General features: G+C 42.9%; 22 protein-coding genes. 6 read left to right on the top strand and 16 right to left on the bottom strand.

Annotated features, from left to right (window positions below):
• Positions 1-112 precede the first annotated feature (112 nt).
• From C509_RS0106905 to C509_RS0106890, 4 genes are all read right to left on the bottom strand, one after another.
• Positions 113-1,501 (bottom strand): alanine/glycine:cation symporter family protein, encoded by a 1,389-nt coding sequence (locus tag C509_RS0106905; protein WP_018706187.1) that lies wholly within the window; start codon positions 1,499-1,501, stop codon positions 113-115.
• A gap of 102 nt (positions 1,502-1,603) precedes the next feature.
• Entirely contained in the window at positions 1,604-3,070 is a 1,467-nt protein-coding gene (locus C509_RS0106900) for an amidase family protein (RefSeq protein WP_018706186.1), read from the bottom strand.
• A complete protein-coding gene (locus C509_RS0106895) occupies positions 3,051-3,602 on the bottom strand; it encodes an MFS transporter (RefSeq protein ID WP_018706185.1) in 552 nt (183 codons plus the stop codon). The genes C509_RS0106900 and C509_RS0106895 overlap by 20 nt, the downstream gene beginning before the upstream one ends.
• The gene (locus tag C509_RS0106890; RefSeq protein ID WP_018706184.1) at positions 3,599-5,065 is read right to left on the bottom strand and encodes an FAD-binding oxidoreductase; all 1,467 of its coding nucleotides are present in this window, start codon (positions 5,063-5,065) and stop codon (positions 3,599-3,601) included. Before C509_RS0106890 ends, C509_RS0106895 begins: the two co-directional genes overlap by 4 nt.
• Before the next feature lie 364 nt (positions 5,066-5,429).
• On the opposite strand from C509_RS0106890, the gene C509_RS0106885 reads away from it, so the two are divergent.
• The 5 genes from C509_RS0106885 (at position 5,430) to C509_RS0106865 (ending at position 9,228) form a co-directional block, all read left to right on the top strand.
• Positions 5,430-5,966, top strand: coding sequence for a sigma-70 family RNA polymerase sigma factor (locus C509_RS0106885; RefSeq protein WP_018706183.1), 537 nt, complete (start codon positions 5,430-5,432; stop codon positions 5,964-5,966).
• Positions 5,967-5,968: 2 nt separating this feature from the next.
• Complete coding sequence (locus tag C509_RS0106880; protein WP_018706182.1) at positions 5,969-6,382, top strand: PadR family transcriptional regulator; 414 nt, start codon at positions 5,969-5,971, stop codon at positions 6,380-6,382.
• Positions 6,375-7,649 carry an FtsW/RodA/SpoVE family cell cycle protein gene (locus C509_RS0106875; protein ID WP_018706181.1) on the top strand — a complete coding sequence of 425 codons (1,275 nt, stop codon included), beginning with the start codon at positions 6,375-6,377 and terminating at the stop codon, positions 7,647-7,649. Before C509_RS0106880 ends, C509_RS0106875 begins: the two co-directional genes overlap by 8 nt.
• A 13-nt stretch (positions 7,650-7,662) precedes the next feature.
• A complete protein-coding gene (locus C509_RS25465) occupies positions 7,663-8,235 on the top strand; it encodes a VanZ family protein (RefSeq protein ID WP_018706180.1) in 573 nt (190 codons plus the stop codon).
• A 102-nt stretch (positions 8,236-8,337) separates the two neighbouring features.
• On the top strand, positions 8,338-9,228 hold the full coding sequence (locus tag C509_RS0106865; protein ID WP_018706179.1) for a YitT family protein: 891 nt from the start codon (positions 8,338-8,340) through the stop codon (positions 9,226-9,228).
• Positions 9,229-9,321: 93 nt separating this feature from the next.
• On the opposite strand, the gene C509_RS26970 is transcribed toward C509_RS0106865, so the two are convergent.
• Both C509_RS26970 and C509_RS26965 read right to left on the bottom strand, forming a co-directional pair.
• On the bottom strand, positions 9,322-9,630 hold the full coding sequence (locus C509_RS26970; RefSeq protein ID WP_018706178.1) for a YetF domain-containing protein: 309 nt from the start codon (positions 9,628-9,630) through the stop codon (positions 9,322-9,324).
• A gap of 104 nt (positions 9,631-9,734) precedes the next feature.
• Positions 9,735-9,896 carry a hypothetical protein gene (locus C509_RS26965; protein WP_245542444.1) on the bottom strand — a complete coding sequence of 54 codons (162 nt, stop codon included), beginning with the start codon at positions 9,894-9,896 and terminating at the stop codon, positions 9,735-9,737.
• Between the two features lie 121 nt (positions 9,897-10,017).
• Between C509_RS26965 and C509_RS0106855 the strand changes: the two genes are divergently transcribed.
• On the top strand, positions 10,018-11,151 hold the full coding sequence (locus tag C509_RS0106855; protein ID WP_018706176.1) for a zinc-dependent alcohol dehydrogenase: 1,134 nt from the start codon (positions 10,018-10,020) through the stop codon (positions 11,149-11,151).
• A gap of 286 nt (positions 11,152-11,437) precedes the next feature.
• Here C509_RS0106855 and hisIE read toward each other — a convergent pair whose 3' ends face one another.
• From hisIE to C509_RS0106805, 10 genes are all read right to left on the bottom strand, one after another.
• Positions 11,438-12,094 (bottom strand): bifunctional phosphoribosyl-AMP cyclohydrolase/phosphoribosyl-ATP diphosphatase HisIE, encoded by a 657-nt coding sequence (gene hisIE, locus C509_RS0106850; protein WP_033369790.1) that lies wholly within the window; start codon positions 12,092-12,094, stop codon positions 11,438-11,440.
• Positions 12,078-12,839: an imidazole glycerol phosphate synthase subunit HisF gene (hisF, locus tag C509_RS0106845; protein WP_026319736.1), complete on the bottom strand. Its 762-nt coding sequence runs from the start codon at positions 12,837-12,839 to the stop codon at positions 12,078-12,080. Before hisF ends, hisIE begins: the two co-directional genes overlap by 17 nt.
• The gene (gene hisA / locus C509_RS0106840) at positions 12,836-13,534 is read right to left on the bottom strand and encodes a 1-(5-phosphoribosyl)-5-[(5-phosphoribosylamino)methylideneamino]imidazole-4-carboxamide isomerase (RefSeq protein ID WP_018706173.1); all 699 of its coding nucleotides are present in this window, start codon (positions 13,532-13,534) and stop codon (positions 12,836-12,838) included. The genes hisF and hisA overlap by 4 nt, the downstream gene beginning before the upstream one ends.
• A gap of 250 nt (positions 13,535-13,784) precedes the next feature.
• Positions 13,785-14,372: an imidazoleglycerol-phosphate dehydratase HisB gene (hisB, locus tag C509_RS0106835; protein WP_018706172.1), complete on the bottom strand. Its 588-nt coding sequence runs from the start codon at positions 14,370-14,372 to the stop codon at positions 13,785-13,787.
• Positions 14,353-15,429, bottom strand: a complete 1,077-nt coding sequence (locus C509_RS0106830) for a pyridoxal phosphate-dependent aminotransferase (protein ID WP_018706171.1) — start codon at positions 15,427-15,429, stop codon at positions 14,353-14,355. Before C509_RS0106830 ends, hisB begins: the two co-directional genes overlap by 20 nt.
• Positions 15,426-16,709 (bottom strand): histidinol dehydrogenase, encoded by a 1,284-nt coding sequence (gene hisD, locus C509_RS0106825; protein ID WP_018706170.1) that lies wholly within the window; start codon positions 16,707-16,709, stop codon positions 15,426-15,428. Before hisD ends, C509_RS0106830 begins: the two co-directional genes overlap by 4 nt.
• Entirely contained in the window at positions 16,706-17,326 is a 621-nt protein-coding gene (gene hisG / locus C509_RS0106820; protein WP_018706169.1) for an ATP phosphoribosyltransferase, read from the bottom strand. Before hisG ends, hisD begins: the two co-directional genes overlap by 4 nt.
• Positions 17,323-18,447, bottom strand: a complete 1,125-nt coding sequence (locus C509_RS0106815; RefSeq protein ID WP_018706168.1) for an ATP phosphoribosyltransferase regulatory subunit — start codon at positions 18,445-18,447, stop codon at positions 17,323-17,325. The genes hisG and C509_RS0106815 overlap by 4 nt, the downstream gene beginning before the upstream one ends.
• Positions 18,448-18,659: 212 nt before the next feature.
• Positions 18,660-19,652 carry an ABC transporter ATP-binding protein gene (locus C509_RS0106810; RefSeq protein WP_018706167.1) on the bottom strand — a complete coding sequence of 331 codons (993 nt, stop codon included), beginning with the start codon at positions 19,650-19,652 and terminating at the stop codon, positions 18,660-18,662.
• Positions 19,653-19,667: 15 nt separating this feature from the next.
• On the bottom strand, positions 19,668-20,663 hold the full coding sequence (locus tag C509_RS0106805; RefSeq protein ID WP_018706166.1) for an ABC transporter ATP-binding protein: 996 nt from the start codon (positions 20,661-20,663) through the stop codon (positions 19,668-19,670).
• Between the last annotated feature and the right edge of the window lie 10 nt (positions 20,664-20,673).

Raw genomic sequence — 20,673 nt, 5'->3', positions numbered from 1 at the left:
CACCATCCATTCTATTAATCATCTACAATATCTTTTTCCATTAATGGCAATAAAAAAACCGGCATCTCCCTATTTTCATAGAAAGATACCGATTTTTGAATAAGACCTTATATTAGCCTGTTTTTCTTTTTTCCTCCTCGACATCCTTCAAGTAATATTTCTCCGAAGTGAAAAATTCCTCTTTCAACTCTTTCACTTCTTTGCTTAAAAGTAGAACCGCGATGACATTAGGGATCAGAATGGCAGCGAGGGCAATGTCCAAGAAACTCCATATGATCTGGGCTGCTCCGATGGCTCCCAATATGATTGCAGCCACATAGACAACCTCCATCACTCTTGCGGCTTTCAATCCGAACAGGAATTCAGCCTGTTTGGCTCCATAGAATACCAGGACAACCATCGTTGAGAGAACAAAAAATATGAGGGCGATTGTAACAATATAACTGCCTGTCTTTCCAAAATATTGGGTGAAAGCAATTGTTGTCAATCCTGACGGATTTGCTGCAGCACCTTTATCAGTCCAGACACCTGATGATAAAACAACGAAAGCAGTTGCAGTGCAAATAATCAACGTATCTACGACAATACCAATAACGGACCAAAAGCCCTGCCTGACTGGGTGGTCTGTCGTGGCGGCCGCGTGGGCAATCGGCGTTGTTCCAAGCCCAGCTTCATTTGAATAAAGCCCGCGGGCAAAGCCCCAGCGGATCGTCTCAGCAATCGCCGCCCCGGTAAAGCCTCCGATTGCCGACATCGGCTGAAAAGCTGAAGTCACAATCAGCTTCAGGACTCCAGGCAAGTGGGAGATATTCATAAACATGATCAACATTGCCGATCCAACGTAAAAAATGGCCATGAATGGTACAACCAGCTCAGTCACACGTCCGATTCTCTGGATTCCGCCGAAAACGACCAATGAAATAATGATGGCGGCGATTATACCTGTATAAATCGGAGGAATTTTTACAGTTTCAAAAACAGTGGAAGCAATAGAATTGCCTTGGATCATCATGCTGGGTATAAGCTCGATCATAAGGGCAAGTGAAAACCAGATTCCCAGCCACTTCATGTTCAATCCTTTTGTCATATAATACATGGGGCCGCCCACATATTCGCCTTTTTCATTCCTCTCCCTATACCGTATGGCAAGAACACTTTCCGAGAATTTCAAAGACATTCCAATAAATGCAATGACCCACATCCAAAAGATGGCTCCGGGACCACCAAACATGATAGCAGCCGGCACACCTACAATATTTGCTGCACCGATTGTACACGAAAGCTCCGAAGTCAATGCCTGGAATGGTGTAAGTGTCCCTTTTCCTTTCGGTTTTTTAAAAACACTTCCCATTGTTTGTTTCAATATATAAATGGGATATCTGAATTGGAAGAATTTCAAGGTAACCGTCAAATACACTCCGCTGATCACAAGAATGGAAATAAGCGGTATTCCCCATAACCAGTCTGAAAAGGCTTCCACTTTCTTAATAAAACCATCCATACTCAAACACATTCTCCCTTTCCGTCTGTATTGCTACATGTAATACCCTTCATCATGATGAATAAACATTCAAAAAAAGAGGGTAATTGGAATGAAAGAATGTTAATCAAATTTTGGCGGTTTCCGTAAATGTGTTGCCTGTTCAAAAGCATAGGCGATTTTCAGGAGAACGGATTCACTAAAAGCAGTTCCTGTGAAAGAAACACCGAACGGCTCTCCGTTTGGAACAAATCCGGCGGGAACAATGACGGTCGGGTATCCAGCCCGTGCCGCAATTACTGATCCTCTGTCCCCACCAAAAAATATGGCATCCAGCCGATATTCATTCAGAGCATGGTCGATTCCCTCTTCTCTTGAAAGACGCAGATCCTGTTCCAATGCGAGTATATACTCCGGTTCTGTCAACGTCCCGCTCGTCTCTTCTGACATCTCCAATAGCTTTTGCCCATATTTTAACATCTTGTCAGGATAGGCTTCATTGAATCGAATAATATCTGCAAGCGACCTTATTTGATTCGGTAGACGGGTACCTTGAAGATAGGCATTGAGGCCGGCTTTGAACTCATATGTAAAAAGATCGAAACCCCATATATGTTTGGAAGAAGGTATTTGAACATCCTCCACAAGTTCTGCACCAAGTTCCTTTAAAGCGGACTTGGCTTCTTCCATCAGCTTGAGTTTATGCTTGCTTAAGCGCAGTATGAACGGCTCACCCGCAACCCCGATGCGGACACCCTTTAAATCTTTCTCTTGAAGTACTGCTGCATAGTCTATGGTTGCAGATGACGGAATTGCACGTGTAGCCGGATCCTTTTCGTCAGTCCCAGCCATTGCCCCAATTAGATAGGCTGCATCTTTTACAGTTCTTGCCATGGGTCCCGGCGTATCCTGGCTATGAGAAATGGGAATGATTCCCCGCCTGCTTAAAAGCCCGACCGTCGGCTTGATTCCGACAAGCGCATTTTTCAATGATGGATTTAAAATCGATCCTGATGTTTCCGTCCCAATGGCAGCAGCAGCAAAATTGCATGCAATGGAGGCACCAGATCCGGAGCTCGAACCTCCGACGTCAAATTTACCAGGTCCGTATGGGTTCATTGTCTGGCTGCCTCTTGAACTGTAACCGCTAGGCATTCCAATTGTCATGAAGTTGGCCCATTCTGTCATATTCGTTTTTCCTAGCAGAATGGCTCCCGCTTTTCTCAGGCGATCAGCAATAAAAGCATCACTTGACGCCACATGCTTCGCCAATGCAAGCGAACCAGCAGATGTATGCATCTTATCCCCAGTATCGATATTGTCTTTTAAAAGGATGGGAATGCCGTGTAGCGGTCCCCTCACCCCTTTTGTTTTTCTTTCCTCGTCAAGTGTTTCTGCTATCTGCAGGGCATCCGGATTGATCTCCAAAATAGAACGGATTTTTTTGTCGTGTACCGCTATACGATGCAAATAATTTTGCACTAGGTCCCGTGAAGTCACTTCACCCGCCGTCATTTTTTCCTGCATGTCGTCAATTGTAGCTTCCATCAGCCAGTTGTTGTCCTTGTTATTAAATTTTGAAATATCCATGGTTGTTCTCCTTTATTTTTAAAATCAAAAAACCACTTAGAAAAAGAATGAAAGAGCTGATATAAAAAATAATATCAATCGTCAAAAGGTCAATGATCAAACCTCCAAGCATAACAGCAGCCCCTGCAAAAATGGACGTCCAAAAATGATAGTACCCTATGGCTGTCCCCCTATTGGAAGAACTCGTAAAATCCCCAAGCAATGCTTTTTCGCTTGTTTTTTGCATTGCACCAGCGGCTCCCAGCAATACTTGCAAAATATATACCTGCCAAATATGAACAACAATCGGGAAAAATAAGAGTAATGTGGCCATCCCCCAGCTGTTTATAAGCAGAAACCATTTCCTGCCCATCCGGTCTGAAAGCCTACCAACTATTACGTGTATAAACGCTGAACTTATTGTAAACAAACCGTAGGAGATTCCGTATTGAAGAAATCCGCCGCCAACCTCCTTAATAAATATCAAATAGAAAGGGAAAACAAGACTGCTGCCAAGAATTGCAATGCTTTGTGAGAGTATAATCCATCTCATCGGCCATACTCCTCATAAAACTGGTTCATAAACCTTTCCTTCGGATCGTATTCCCTTTTCTTATTAAAAAACAGGTCAGCATTCGGATATGCCTCTTTCATTTGTGCTTTTGATGGATATTGGTAGTAAGGCAAATAATAGGATCCATCAAAATCCAATACAAGATCAATCAGTTTCCTTACAGCTTTTCCCGTCTTTTCAATTTCCTTCTCAGAAGTACCCTGATTGATCAAAAAAACGAGTGCAAACATTTCTTGGTTCGCATAGGAAAGGAATGCTTCTTCGTTTCTCGGAACATATCTCACGGTAATGTTCAATACATTCAAGTTTTCTTCTTCTAAAATCTCTCGTAATCTATCAATGAAAACTGGAAAATCATCAACAGGAATAAAATATTCCTGCAGAATATCTGTATCGTTTTTTCCTTCATAATCCAAAAACTTAACTTCCGGACGCATCACATTATTTCGGGAAACCCATTCCACTTTTCCATCTTTAAAGGCATGCTTTTGCACATACCAGACAAAGTTTTTCCCCCAATCAAAATTCCTTGACAAGCCAAAAGCAAACTTATTCCGCCTCACAAATTTTTCATCTTGTAGCTCATTGTAATCCTTCAGCTTCTTTCCTTCTTTCTCCAGATAGTAATTTGTCACATACATTTCCGTTAAAAAGTAATTGGGAGCAACAGATATTCTGGAATTGTGCATTTCGACTACTGGATTTGCCAATACTTTTTCTTTAAAATATTCCGGATAATCATGATAATCGATCCATTCGTTTTCCACTCGATAAAGCACGTCGTCCGTCAGCTCAATATCGACGTCCAATATGATTCCAAAGAGTCCGTATCCCCCGTTCACCAACCTGAACAATTCCTCATTTTCAGTCCTGCTTACATTCAATATTTCTCCATCCGCATTCATAAGCCGAAATGCCCTGATGCTCTCGATTAAAGGGCCATACCGGATATCACGTCCGTGCACATTGACACTCATGGAACCACCCACTGTGAAAATATTCGGCGCTTGCATCGTTTTGACAGATAAACCGTAAGGATTTACTGATTCCTGGACATCCTCCCACGTTGCTCCGCTTTGGACAGTGACCACCTTTTTCTTTTCATCCACTTCAAGAACTTTATTAAATGTGGTCATATCTATGACAATCGCATCTTTATAGTAAGTGTGGCCTCCCTGACTGTGCTGCTTGCCCGCAATTGAAACTTTTAGATTCTTTTTTTCTGCCTCTATCAAAAGGTCTTTCATCTGGCTGACTTCTTGTCCTTGAACCACTTCCCTCACTTTAACAGGAACAAGGCGGCCCACATCAGTCATTAGATGTTTATCGTCAGCTTTATGTTGAAAAGAGTACACGAAAAAAGCACCGTAGCCCCCCATAAATAGAATGAGTAGTATAACCAATGTCTTTTTATTCAAGAGAAGTTGTTTTCCGCGCATCATTTTAACATCCCCAATTTTCACTTATATTCAGTTTACTTGATGAGAAAGAAATATGGAACAATCTGGATAAGGGCTCCTCATAATATTCCCCTTATTGTAATACTTTGAAATTATCGTTAGTTTTGTTATGTGGTTTAATCAAATGTGCCAAGACATAGTTGCTATACATTTTGCCGGGCTACATTCAATAAAATCTGTAGCATCCGCCGGAAGCTTTCACAGTATTCAGCCGGGATTGCCCCTCTACTGAATGGACTTACAAAATTGGGAGACTTCTACATGAAGTTAAAAATAACCCGCTATAATGAAACCACCGATATATTCGTCTCGTCTAATGTTTAAGTACGGTAAGGGGGTTACAGCTTTGAATGAGATAGCTGCTGAAGGGCTCCAAACTTCAGATATTGATATATTGTTTGATCAGATCATGACGGATTACGGCCAGGACATTTTACAGCTTACCTATTCGTATGTCGTGAACACTGCAATTGCAGAAGATTTAACACAGGAGATTTTTGTGAAATGCTATCATTCGCTTCCAAAGTTCGAAGGCCGGTCCAGCGTCAAAACCTGGCTTTGGAGAATCGCCATCAACCATTGCAAGGATTATTTGAAAAGCTGGCATCACCGAAAAGTATTACTTACATATGAAAAAGTACCCGAAGCAGTATCCTCATACGATACAGTGGAACGGGCGGTCATACGCTCAGAGGAAGACAAAAATCTGATCAAGGCGGTTTTAGAGCTTCCTGTTAAATATCGTGAACCTATCTATCTGCATTATTTTGAAGAGCTGTCTATCAAAGAAATAGCAATGTTAACGGGTATTAAAAAAAATACAGTCAAAACCAGGATTCGTCGGGCAACGGCCATGTTAAAAGACAGCTTAGGAGGTTCTTAAAAATGGAAGAAAGACTAAGAAGATTAGGGAAAAAGAAGCTTTCCAATGAATTGATGTTTACTGAGCAGCATCGCAAAAACATTTATCAAGCCATTGACAGAGAACAAAAAAGCAATGAAGAGATTCTGATTGCCACCCTCCAATTGCTGAACGAAAAAAGAACCGGATTTGAATTATTGCAGATGCTAGAAAGCCGGAACATCAAGAAATTTATAAATCAAGAAGGGGCGCTCTATTTGCTCCTCCATGAGCTGGAACAAAAAGAATGGATTGCCTCCTTATGGATGGATAATCATCTGAAATACTATTATTTGCAGGATAAAGGAAGAAAGGTATTGATGAAAGCGGAGGAGAAACAACAGAGACATTCCCCGGCATTAAAAGATTTATTAGGGGGAGATATTTTGTATGAGTGAGAAAAAAGCTTTTTTAAAGCAAGTGACTGATCCGATTAAATCGAAAGAGGCCAAGAAGATTGTCGCTTTGGAGCTCGACCAGCATTTGGAAGCCGCGGTTCGAAACATGTTAAAGTCAGGGCTTTCCCGTGAGGAAGCCGAAAGTCAGGCAGTAAAACGGATGGGGGACCCCGTTAAACTGGGAATCAAAATGGGCAAACTGCATCGACCCAAAATTGACTGGAGCCTCCTTTCTCTCGTTCTCCTATTATACTTAGTCGGCTTTCTGCCTTTGCTAATAACTCATCATGAGTTCCAGTTTTCTTTATTCAAAAAATCACTGGATGTGCTTTTAGGAATCGTGATTGTGCTCACATTGATGATGTTTGATTACAGAAAGCTTATGAAGACTTATTGGCCTATGCTAAGCATAGCAGGGATTATACTAGTACTGTTTTTTCATCTTGGCTTTTCTAGTAGGGTCGTAAATGGCGTTCAATTTGCCCACTTTGGCACGCTTTTGGCAAATTCATTGATTGTCATACCGCTTCTTTTTATTGGATGGGCAGGATTTTTGCACCGTTATGCAAACCGGACTTTGTTCATATCCGGGGTATTCTTCTTATCTTTGGTCTTTTACATCCCTATCAGTCCTGTAACTAATGTAGTTGTCTACGTTGTCATGGTTGTGGTCATGTATCTTTGGTCAATACGAAACCAATCGAAAAAACTGGTTGCTTCAATCATTGCGGCCTTATTTACCGTGGTTACAGGGTTCCTTCTTGTCTTTTGGCAGAACTTATATATGAGAGATAGATTAATGGGATTCCTTTTTCCAGAACAATACGAATCAACTTACGGCTATTTCTATTTACAATTCAAAAAATATTTATCTGAAGCTGGATGGTTTGGACAATTTTCCCAAATGGAGAAATTTGACATGGCAGAAATGTATACAGATATGGTTTTTGTCACACTAACCTATTCCTTTGGATGGGTATTTGCCGTCGTAATGGTGCTTTTTCTCGCTGTCGTTATGGTTAGAATGTGCTGGATCTCCCGTAAGACTCGTGATTCTTTCGGTCAACTCCTCATTGTCGGAGCGGCAGCACTATACACCGTACCGTTTGTATATAATATCGGAATGGTGCTCGGCCTTGTCCCGATTGCCGGATTTTCATTGCCGTTTATCAGCTACGGAGCAGTACCCATTGTAATCAATTCAATCATGATCGGACTCGTGCTAAGTGTTTACCGGCGGAAAAATCTAATCGTTTCTATTAACTAAAGGAGAATGATCCATGTTTTATACGATACCATTGGTGCCGTTTGGCACCATTTTTTTAATGATTTATGTTTTTTACGACCTCATTAAAAATAGAACGAATAATTTAATGCAGCGAATCATGTTGTACACCTTCATCTTTTACTTGCTGAACATCTTTGATCTTACAACGGGAGGAATCGTCATTCCCCCTTTATCTGAAGATGCTGGAATTCAAATTCAGCCCGTTCCTTTTTATTTCATTGCAGATTGGGTCAGGTTATATAAGATAAACGGTGCAGATTGGTTTTTTTGGAATTCCGTGAAGCTTACCTTCTACAATTTTATCATGCTGGCACCCTTGGGCATTTATACTTTCCTGTTGTTACGTAAACATGATATAAAAATAGCGGCACTCCTTGTCTTTTTGACAAGCTTGGCGATTGAAACTTGCCAACTTCTTTTTAGTTATTTTGGACTTATTCTTCCGCGTGGTTTCAATGTTGACGATTTGATCGTAAACACAGCAGGAGGGATGATTGGTTTTTTATTATGCATTGGGTTAAAAAAGTTGCATTTAGAAAGAAAGTTTTACAAAATTATTAAATAGAGGCTGACGAAATTTAGTGCACTCGTGTCTAGATACACATTTGGTGGTACAGTATGCTGTTTACTTGTTTACATAAATTTAATTTATTGGAAGGTTGATTATATGGTATCTGTCGATCCCGCTTTGAATGCGGTACAGCATAAAAAGCTATCAAAAACGTCGATTTTTTGGAGAGTCATTTTCGTGACGATCGGAGCCTTTTTAATGGCTGTTGCACTTGAACTTTTCTTAATCCCGAACAATATTCTGGATGGTGGCATAACCGGCATTTCAATTATTATTAGTTACTTAACAGACTGGAGAGTCGGTTTTATCCTGTTCTTATTAAACCTTCCATTTGTATACCTCGGTTATAAACAAATCGGCAAAACGTTTGCCTTAGCCACTCTATACGGAATCTTTGTCCTGTCTTTAACATCTGTACTCCTTCACAATGCTTATGTTGTCACAGATGATTTATTGCTTGATACCGTATTTGGCGGAATCATTTTGGGGACAGGCGTCGGCATTGTAATTCGCGCCGGTGGTTCCCTTGATGGCACGGAAGTTCTCTCGATTCTGATGAGTCACAAACTTCCATTTTCTGTAGGAGAAGTTGTCATGTTCTTCAATTTCTTCATCTTCGCCACTGCGGGCTTCATTTTCAGTTGGGATCGTGCCATGTATTCAATCATCACCTATTACATAGCTTCAAAGGTGATGGATTTGGTTGTTGAGGGCTTTAATGAATCAAAATCGGTTTGGATTATCAGTGAGCAAGCTGAACATATCGGAAATTCCATCATGGCGAGACTGGGGCGCGGTGTCACTTATTTGAAAGGTGAAGGAGCATTTTCAGGTAATGATAAAGCAGTCATTTTTTGTGTTATCACCCGGCTGGAAGAATCGAAGCTCAAATCAATTGTCGATGAATATGATCCTGCTGCTTTTCTAGCAATCGGCAATATTTCCGAAGTGCGCGGTGGGCCTTCAAGGAAAAAGCGGATTCACTAAGCACCTATTACCAAGAAAATAAGAATCAGGCAAAGGGAAAATGCCTGATTTTTATGTTCTAAGGGTTACTATTGCAATTGCTTTGGATGATCGTCATTCTCTCCCTTGATTCTCGTCAAAAATATTTGGTCCGTTGCTTTTTGGGCCTGTTGCTTGTGTTTCTTTCACCCCGATCATGAACTCATCCATCAACTTTTTAAATTCTTTCTTTGTAAGCCGTTTGGCTTCGTCCTTCAATTCGTACCCTAGTTCCCCGTTCGGCTCAATCGTTGCAGTTTTTATATCATCCACTTTGCTAATACAGCTAATGCCGTTCAACCTCAGCCTCGTTTCCAGTTGGTCGACGCTCATCCTGAGCTTTCGCAGTTCAGGTACATTGATTGTTCCGTTTTGAACTACCACTTTGGATTTACCTGTTAATATTGTTTCAACTCCATTTATTTTAACTTGAAGTTATTCCAGCAAAAATAAAGTAACAACAAATATTCCCACAACAACTAGTGTCTTCACGACTCCCTTCTGTGCATGGGTTGTACAAGAATGGTCCCCAAAGAAAGCATGACAATTAGCTGAGGCATAGTCATTTGAGCAATCGCTTTTCTTCCGGTCACTTTCAGTAAAAACAATCCGGCTATAAGAACAATGAGCGGCTCCCAAAACAGCTTCATTCCATCAACTCCATTCCCTGGCATTGTTGTTTGCATTGGCAATTAAATCATGCATCCATTAACATGTTCTAAATTAAGTTGGGCATCCTAAGCTTGAATTTTATAAAAGGGTGTGTAGCGATTGAAAGCCGTAACTTACCAGGGCATTAAAAATATGGAAGTTAAAAATGTAGATGATCCCAAGATAGAAAGACCGGACGATATCATAGTCCGGATTACTTCAACGGCTATATGTGGATCGGATCTTCATCTTTACCTCGGGAACATCAAGCTGAGAGATGATTACATCGTTGGACATGAACCGATGGGAATTGTGGAAGAGGTCGGCCCTGAAGTGACAAAGGTAAAAAAAGGGGACCGGGTGATCATTCCGTTTACAGTTGCCTGCGGAACCTGCTTTTATTGTAAAAATAATATGGAGAGCCAATGCGATAATGCTAATGACATTGAAGATACTGGCGGCTATTTCGGATATTCCGAATGGTTTGGAGATTATGCGGGCGGGCAGGCAGAACTCCTGCGAGTGCCTTTCGGAAACTTTCTTCCATTTGTCGTTCCAGAGTCATGTGAACTTGAAGATGACTCTTTGCTCTTTTTGTCGGATGTTCTCCCCACCGCCTATTGGAGCGTGAAAAATGCAGGAATTAAAAAAGGTGATTCGGTTGTCGTGCTCGGATGCGGCCCTGTCGGTTTAATGGCTCAAAAATTCGCATGGATGGAGGGGGCAGACCGAGTCATTGCAATTGATCATGTAGGCTATAGGCTTGACCATGCCAAAAAAATGAACCATGTGGAAACATTCAATTTTACACAACATGATGACATGGGGCTTGAATTGAAGGACCTAACTGGAGGCGGTGCTGAAGTTGTTATTGATTGCGTAGGGATGGATGGGAAAAAGTCCCCCCTTGAAAAAGTGGGGCAAAAGTTGATGCTTCAGGGCGGTACGATGAGTGCGATCCAAATCGCTACAAAAGCAGTACGGAAGTTTGGAACTATTCAGCTCACAGGGGTCTACGGTATGAACTATAACATGTTTCCATTAGGAGATCTTTTCTCAAGAAATATCTCATTGAAAATGGGTCAAGCGCCTATCGTACACTTCATGCCGGAGCTTTATGATAAAATCACCCATGAACAATTTGATCCTACAGACATCATTACACATAAGCTGCCGCTTACAGAAGCACCGCATGCCTATCAAATATTCAATGATCATGAAGATGATTGTATAAAAGTGGTGCTAAAGCCGTAAATAGGGGAGCGGCACTTCAAAAATGAAGTTTGCTTTGGCAGGCTTTTCCGAAGGCTGATAAAGGGGATGTCGACCCCGGAATTGGCCTAGTGAAGCGATGACCAATTTTTGAACTTTGGACTGCTCGCATCGATGACTGATAACCGCAGAAGCCAGCGTAATCGAAACTTGACGGACTCGACCAGGTTTGAAAAATGATAGGACAGGTTGCAGATCCTTGTAGTTTATTTAAAAATCCAAAAGAACCAATAAGAATCAGGTGAAGGGGTCCCTTCACCTGATCATGTTACCATTTTTGAATTTCACGCCGTTCTTTTTTTAAGTTTCCCTTTCTGGAAGAGCGGTTTCTCAGTTCAGCCAAAACAGATTCGAGCGGAACATTTTGGTCTGCCATCAAAACAAGACAATGGTAAAAAAGGTCTCCAAATTCATTGATAAGTTCTTCTCTGTCTTTATTTTTAGCAGCTATGATGACTTCTCCAGCTTCTTCTATGAGCTTTTTGGCGATTTTATCCGTTCCTTTTTCAAAAAGGTAAGCTGTATAAGATCCTTCAACTGGGTCTGCTTTTCTTTCTTTTATTTCATCATCAAGGGATGCAATGACAGATGACAAAGGCAGGTTTTCATGTTCGCCTCCGACTGTGTCAAAAAAACATGATTTTTCGCCTGTATGGCATGCAGGGCCTAGCGGGTCAACCCTCACAAGTAAAGTATCTCCGTCGCAGTCCGCCTGAATGGATTTGACCCGCTGCTTGTTTCCTGATGTGGCCCCTTTATTCCAATATTCTTTACGGGACCTGGAATAGAACCAAGTCTCCTTTGTTTCCATTGTCTTATTAAAAGCTGTCTCATCCATGTAAGCGAGCATCAGAACTTCACCGCTCCTGTCATCGACAACGATTGCCGGAAGAAGTCCTTTGGAAAAGTCAGGAGTCACTGACATTCACTCCCCTATCTCGGCATTGCTTTTTCACCTCAGGAATGCTGACTGTATTTTCGTGAAAAATGGACGCAGCCAAGGCTGAAGCACAATCCGTCTTTTCAAACACTTGGACAATGTGCTCTGTGTTGCCGCAGCCGCCGGAAGCCGTAACCGGAATATCAACCGCATCAACGATCGCTTTTGTCAATTCCAGGTCGTACCCGTCCTTCATACCGTCACGGTCAACACTCGTCAGTAAAATTTCACCCGCTCCAAGCTCTTCAAGCATTTTGGCCCATTGAACCGCATCGAGACCAGCATCCTTCAATCCGCCGTGGGTCATGACATGCCATGAGCCATCGGGGAACTGCTTTGCATCGACTGCAGCAACAATCTTTTCGGAACCGAAGGTTTCAGCTGCTTCTTTAATCAGTTCAGGGCGGTCAACAGCAGCCGAGTTAATCCCAACCTTATCGGCACCAGCACCCAAAACTCGTTCGATGTCTTCCAGTGACTTGATTCCGCCACCTACGGCAAATGGGATCGAAATCTTCTCTGCCACCCTTTTTACAACATCTACCATCGTGTCTCTGCCTTCAGTCGTGGCTGAAATATCTAATAATACCAGTTCATCGGCACCGTTTTCGGAGTAATTTGAGGCCATTTCCACAGGGTCGCCCATTTGGCGGAGTCCTTCAAAATTGATTCCTTTCACCACTTGCCCATTCTTTACGTCTAAACAAGGAATAATTTTTTTCATCTTCATGACCTCCTTAATTTTACCGTGCCTTCATACATAGCCTTTCCGACGATGGCCTCCTCAATGCCTAGCTCTGCTATAGCATCAAGATCGGCCTGATTACGGATTCCTCCTGAAGCAACAATTTTACATCCGACTGCATCATTGATCTTTTTCAACTGCGCAAGGTTGGGGCCCTGCATTGTACCATCCTTTGAAATATCCGTGAAAACGATTGTTTCGACACCGAGTTCCTCCATCTTTTTGGCAAACTCGATATAATCGACTTCCGTCTCGGTTTCCCATCCGGAAACAGCCACTTTCTCATTGCGGGCATCGATTCCTATGACGATATTTTTCTTGTAATCTTTCAATGCTTCTTTTAAAAAATTTTCGTCCTCTACAGCTGCTGTACCGATGACAACTCGTTCAGCTCCTGCTTCAACATACGCCTTAACCGTTTCCAAATTCCGGATTCCTCCCCCAATCTGGATGGGTACTGTTGACTTGTCGCAAAGATTTGAGATTAACTCCAGCTGTTCAGGCTTTCCTGAGCGTGCTCCATCTAAATCAACAATATGGATGATTTCTGCCCCGTCATTGATAAAAGTCTGTAACTGTGATTTGGGATCACTCCCTACCTGCGTTGTTTGGTTGAAATCTCCCTGATAAAGCCTAACGCATTTTCCATCGATTAAATCCATTGCGGGTAAAATCTTCATATGTTCCTCCTGCCATCGTTTTGCTTATTCTTTACACAATAAGAATGTATATAATACGCTAATCCCTCTCTTGAAATAAGTATCCCCGTTATGTCCAGTCCAACGGACAACAGGAAGCCCTAGTGTCGGCGATGCCACAAAACGTGGCGTTTTAAGGCGACGCACAGGATGTGGCGTTTTAAGATGGCCCAGGCGCCATCGGCGTAAGGACCAAGTCGATTTGCCTCCTCATAATTCGCCTTGGCTTTTCTTACTCCAACAGGCCCTTCGTTGAAAGAACCCCTTTTATTTCGGGGTCAATATTGACTGCTTCCCTTAAAGCACGTCCCAGGGCTTTGAAGAGGGCTTCGATTTTATGATGAGTGTTTTCCCCATATAAAACCCGGGCGTGAAGCGTGATTCCAGCGTTAAAAGCAAACGCTTGGAAGAACTCCCTCACAAGCTCCGTATCGAAATTACCCAAAGATTGCATGTTAAATTCCCCTTCAAAATGGAGGAACGGACGACCACTTATATCAAGTGAAACAAAACCTAGCGCATCATCCATCGGGACATAAGAAGTACCGAAGCGGACGATCCCCCGCTTATCGCCAAGCGCTTCTCTAATCGCTTTGCCCAGGACAATCCCTGTATCTTCCACAGTATGATGGCTGTCTATATGCAGGTCTCCTTCCACAGTGGCCTTAAGCCCGATTCTGCCGTGTCGCGCAAAAGCGGTCAGCATATGATCAAAAAATCCAACACCTGTATGGATCTCCACCTCTGTCGGGTCATCTAGACAAACAGCAAGTTCTATCTTCGTCTCACTTGTTTCCCTTTTACTTGACGCTTGACGCATGATTGTCACTCCAATTCATCAATGCCTCTTTGAGCTTCGAATGTTCTTCCACAGTCCCCGCAGAAACCCTGACAGCTTCAAGAGAACCATTGTCGAAAAGACGGATTTTTATTTTTCTTTCATATAAAAAATCGGCTATATCCTTGGCCCTTTCCGTTCTCATTAAAATGAAATTAGTGCTGCTCGGATATAAAATGGAACCCGGCACCCTACCGGTAAATTCTTTCATGATCTCTTCAAGCTCAGCAATTTGTGCAAGCTGCATAATTAAAAATTGATCCAAAAGCTCCGGTTTTTTCAATAGCTGTGTCCCGATCTGCGCGGAAACAGTGTTTACGTTATACGGTGGTTTAACAGCTGTGATTCCTTCGATGATCCGATCATTGGCTATAATGAAACCGAGACGGAGTGCGGCCATACCCAGTGCTTTTGAAGCCGTCCTCAAAATAATGAGGTTGTCATAATCAATCACTTTTTTAGCAAAAGCCGATTCCCCCGCAAAGTCCATATAAGCTTCATCCAGAACAAGGATCCCGCCTGCCTGATTCATGGATTGGATCAATGCTTCGATTTCTTCTTTTCCATATAGTCTGCCTGTAGGATTGTTCGGGTTGGATAAAAATAATAATTTCGGTTTTAAACTTTGGATATCAGCTTTGATTTTTTCAAGCGGTAAAGAAAAATCATCGTTCAATTGGATGGTCGCCACTTTAGCCCCCATCACCCGAGCATTTTTTTCATACATAGAAAAGTCGGGTTCCAAAACGATGACAGAGTCACCTGGATCAAGGGAATATTGGGAAATCAGCGTAATACATTCATCCGATCCGTTGCCTGCCAAAATGTTTCCTGCGGGATATCCCGAAAATTTGCTGTACGCTTCGATCAATGCTTCCGTGCTCTTATCTGGATAGCGGTTCAACAGCGTTTGTTCAAGCTCGGAAAAATCAATATAGGAAAGCAGACTTGTGTATGCTTCGTTGTTGTCAAGCCGGATCACATCAGCCTGTTCAGACGCCACTTTATAAGGAATCAATCCTTGAAGGGTTTTTCTCACAGTTCCAGCCTCACTTTCACTGCACGCGCATGGCCATCCAGTTCTTCCTTTGTGGCCAGTGTTTCCACATATGGAGCCGCATTGCGCAATGCTTTTTCAGAATAATATAAGTACGTTGTTTTTTTGACGAAATCATCAACGGACAGCCCCGATGAAAAACGGGCGGTTCCCACTGTCGGCAAAACATGGTTCGGTCCGGCAAAATAATCGCCAACCGCTTCAGGTGTGTAATGACCGATAAAAACCGAACCGGCATTTTTCACTTTGCTCAAATGTTGTAGTGCATTTTCCACTTGGATTTCCAAATGCTCGGGAGCAAGAGCGTTTACCAATGCAAAAGCCTCTTCAACAGAATCCACTAACACAATGGCACCTTCATTCGTTAGTGAGACTTCTGCTATGTCTTTTCTAGGAAGTTCTGAGCATTGCTTCTCCAATTCTACCAGCGTTTCATCGATAAGTTCTTTTGAAGTTGTAAAAAGGAAGGAGCGCGCCCTTTCATCGTGTTCAGCCTGTGCGATCAGGTCGGCTGCGATAAAGGTGGAATTGGCCGTTTCGTCCGCAATAATCGCCACTTCTGAAGGGCCAGCAATCATATCGATGCCCACATCGCCAAACACAAGTGATTTTGCAGCAGCTACATAAGCATTTCCAGGTCCAACAATTTTATCAACAGAAGGGATTTTGTCCGTTCCATATGCTAGTGCTGCAACCGCCTGGCTCCCGCCTAATTTATAGATCTTATTTACTCCAGCTATATCGGCAGCAACCGATAAAACAGGAGGAATGCTGTCTCCGCCTCTGACAGGTGTAACCATGATAATTTCTTGCACCCCTGCAAGATTTGCCGGGATGGCATTCATCAAAACTGTAGAAGGGTAGCTGGCTTTTCCGCCAGGAACATAAATGCCCGCGCGCTCAATCGGACGGTAAAGCTGTCCTGAAATGATGTCATCTGTCATCTCCATTATTCGCGATTGCTGAAGCTGTTTAGAGTGGAAGCTTTTGATATTTGCAGCCGCTCTTTCAAGCGATTCGATTACTTCAGGGGATACTTCCTTCCAAGCCGCTTTCCTTTCCTCTTTGGTCACTTCCCATTTGTCACCGCTGTATCCATCGAATTTTTCCGTGTACTCTTGTAACGCTTCATCTCCACGAGTCCGGATATCTTCCATGATGTTTTTCACAGTCTGTAAAACTTTATCATCGAAAGGTTGTTTTTTTGTTTTGGTCGAAATAAAAGTATCTTTGAACTGTCTTACAGTATATGTTGGAATCATATGGCAGCCTCCCCGATACGGAATGAGTCGATGAGCGGCGTTAAGACGGATTTTTTCAGTTTCAAAGAATTACGGTTTGCGATACAGCGTGCAGAAATAGACATCATTTCCTCTTTGACAACAAGTCCATTCTCCTTTAATGTATTTCCCGTTTCCACGATATCCACGATATTATCCGCCAGCCCTAATAGAGGAGCCAATTCAACAGAACCTTCCAGTTTCACAATGTCAACGGATTTTCCGCGTTCCTTGAAATATTTCGTTGTAATGTTCGGGAACTTTGTTGCAATCCTCTGCTTGCCGAATGAATGGGGCGCTTCAGGTTCCCCGGCTATGGCCAAACGGCATTTCCCGAATGGCAGCGGCAATAGATCATAGACGTCTGGTTCAAATTCAAGCAGGATATCTTCCCCGACAATTCCAAGATCGGCAATTCCGTGTTCAACATAAGTCGCGACATCCACTCCCTTTGCAAAAACAGCAAAAAAATCATCTGTCTCGATTTGAAGTTTTCTTCCTTTATCGGTCAAAGGAGTGATATCGTAGCCTTTAGATTGTATAAATGCGAGAAATTGCTTTTCCAATCTCCCTTTTGTCAAAGCGATTGTCGGTTTCACTTTTCCAACACCTCATATTTTCCGTCAATAAATTTTATTTCCACTATCTTATCATACTGATCCGCATCAGCCGCTTTCGTCCGGACATCTACAATGCTATTTTTATACGACTGCCTCAATTTTTCGACAAAAACAAGTGAATTTGAATCGGCAATTATGCAGATTCTTTCCAATGGGGCTTCATCCTTGTATAGTTCTGCAAGGACATCCACATCGAATGCGAGTCCTGCTGCAGATACAGCGCCCCCATACCGGTCATATAGCTTGTCGTAACGTCCTCCCGAGAAGCAGACAGCTCGTGTTTTTTTCAAGAACCCTCTGTACAGCATTCCTGAATAATAAGGCAGGTTCTTCACTCTGCCAAGGTCGACAAGGATATCGCTGCTCCCAGATTCGGTCAAAATCTGCGCGACCTTTTTCATTTGGGCTAGCATATCAATCAGATTTTTCTTGTCTTTCCATCGTTCCTCGTATTCATTGATCACTTCTATACCGCCGTACGCATCAACGAGTGCCGCCAGTTCTTTCGCCGCTTCCTTGTCGCCATGGTTAAACGCAATTTCGTATACTTCATCCTGTTTTTTATCATGCATAGCCTGGCGAAGGCGTTCAGCATCTTCAGTTTTCAAATCCAGTTCCTGAACAAGACTTTCATATAATTCAGTATGACCAAGCTCAATCACATACTCCGTTATTCCAAGGGATTTTAAAAAGGAATGAGCCATCAAGAGACTTTCACACTCTCCCATCAAAGGCGGCATATGCAGGATCTCAATTCCAGCCTGATGGTCTTCCATTCCCGGCCTGTCAGTCTTGAAGATGGACCCTTGATACGCCCATTTCTGAGGCTTGTGCTCTTGTGAAGAGAGTGCCCGGGCAATAGCTGTTGTCCAATCCGGGCGCAATACCTCGATCTCACCTTCCGAATTGAACCATTTCAGCATATTTTGCAACTTCATATCCACATATTCATTAGTAAAAGTCGATGCATATTCTACGACCGGAGTCGATATTTGTTCATATCCGCGCAATACAGCCACTTTCCTGAACTTTTCCATAACAGAAAAGCGATTGCTGACAGCCGGCCCCATCTCATCCCTGCTTCCTGCTGGCAAAAACATAACAAGTCACTTCCCAAATCTATTATTCTTTAACTCTCTAGCGAACTAAAGGATTTCAGTAAATTGGTATTACTTTACCATAAAAAATATTTGTTCGTCAATTCTTATTGGAAAATAATCGTGTCGGATTTGAAAAACAAACAAATAACCAATGAAGTGGAGCGCGCCATCTCCCCAAGATGGGGGCTCGGCGCGCTCCAACACCACAAGCATTATTGATATAGGTGACATGCGGTATAGTGGCCAGGCTTCACTTCCTGCCACTCGGGTAAAACATTTGCACAAACATCCATGGCTTCCGGGCAACGCGTCCTGAAAACGCATCCGCTTGGGGGATCGATCGGGCTCGGTACATCCCCCTTTAAAATAATCCGTTCACGCCTCAAGTCAGGATCGGGTATCGGGACCGATGATAACAATGCTTTTGTATATGGGTGCATTGGATTATCATACAATTCCTCACTATCCGCCAGTTCGAACATTTTACCAAGATACATGACAAGGATCCGGTCTGATATATATTTGACCATTGATAAGTCATGTGCAATAAACAAATAGGTCAAGCCCATTTTCCTTTGTAAATCCTTTAGCAGATTTACAACCTGCGCCTGGATTGAGACGTCCAATGCGGAGATTGGTTCGTCACAAACGATGAACTTCGGATCCAGGGCCAATGCACGGGCTATCCCGATCCGCTGGCGCTGCCCACCACTGAATTCATGTGGAAAACGGCTAATATGGTCGGCATTCAATCCAACAAGTCGCAATAGGTCTTTGATGCGCTCTTTTTTCTTTTTTCCACCCATTGTATGGTGAATCGCAAACGGTTCCCCAATGATTTCCTCGACAGTCATCCGTGGATTCAAAGATGCATAAGGGTCTTGAAAAATCATTTGGATTTCTCTTCGCAGTTTTGACATTTCCCTTTCATTTTTAGAATAGATATTTTCACCGTTAAATAAAACCTCGCCGGATGTCGGCTCATAAAGTCTAATGATGGTTCTGCCGGCGGTTGATTTTCCGCATCCGCTTTCCCCTACAAGCCCTACGGTTTCACCCGGATAAATATCCAGGCTTAGACCGTCAACCGCTTTTAATTTTTTATCTCCAACTGTAAAATATTTTTTCAAATTCTTCACTTGAATCAACGGTGAAGAAGAGCTTCCCTGTTCAAAAGAGTGTTTTTCTTTCAGTTCCGGCGCCATCTGCTTCCTCCTTTGTCACACACTCGCTCTCTGTTGGGCCATTGGATGATGAAGCCAACAAGCAGCGTATTGGTTCGTCCTCACTTCCTCGAGATCAGGGTCGTTATTCTTGCAGACACGCATGGCATATTGGCATCTGGCATAAAACGGGCAGCCTTCAGGCGGATCGATCAAATCAGGCGGTGTCCCTATAATTGGCGACAACGGCTGGTTTTTATCCATGTCCAATCGTGGAATGGAATTCAATAATCCCATTGTGTATGGGTGCTGCGGATTAGCAAAGAGTTCCTTCACTGTCCCTGTTTCAACCACCTGCCCGGCATACATAACGACCACGCGATCGGCAACCTCCGCTACAACCCCCAAGTCATGAGTGATTAAAATAATGGAAGTTCCCGTTTCCTTTTGAATTTTTTTCATCAGTTCCAATATTTGCGCCTGAATAGTCACATCAAGCGCTGTTGTCGGTTCGTCCGCGATCAACAGACGGGGATTGCATGCAAGCGCCATCGCAATCATGGCCCTTTGGCGCATCCCCCCGGAAAATTCATGGGGATATTGGTGGACCCGCTTATCCGGCTGAGGAATACCTACTAGGCTCAGCATATCAATGGCTTTTTCAATAGCCGCTTTTTTGCTGATGTCATTATGCTTTAAAATAGCTTCCATAATTTGACTTCCAATCTTGCTTGTCGGATTCAGAGAAGTCATGGGATCTTGGAAAATCATACTGATTTGATTTCCGCGCATCCGCTGCATTTCTTTTTCGGTAACATCAAATAAGTCCTTGCCCTGAAATTCTATCGATCCCTGCTTATATTGCACCGGCGGCGAAGGCAACAGTCTCATAATCGATTTGGCCGTCACACTTTTCCCGCATCCTGATTCTCCAACAATGGCAACTGTCTCTCCCTGTCCTACGCTAAAATTGACACCGCGGACAGCTTTCACTTCCCCGGCGTAAGTGTGAAAGGAAACATGCAAGTCTTTCACTTCCAGTATATTTTTCATATCGATCCCC

It is taken from the genome of Siminovitchia fordii DSM 16014 = CIP 108821, from assembly GCF_000374565.1.
Lineage (GTDB): Bacteria > Bacillota > Bacilli > Bacillales > Bacillaceae_C > Siminovitchia > Siminovitchia fordii.
Note: the sequence above shows the minus strand (reverse complement) of the source record. Positions and strands in the feature narration are given on the sequence as shown.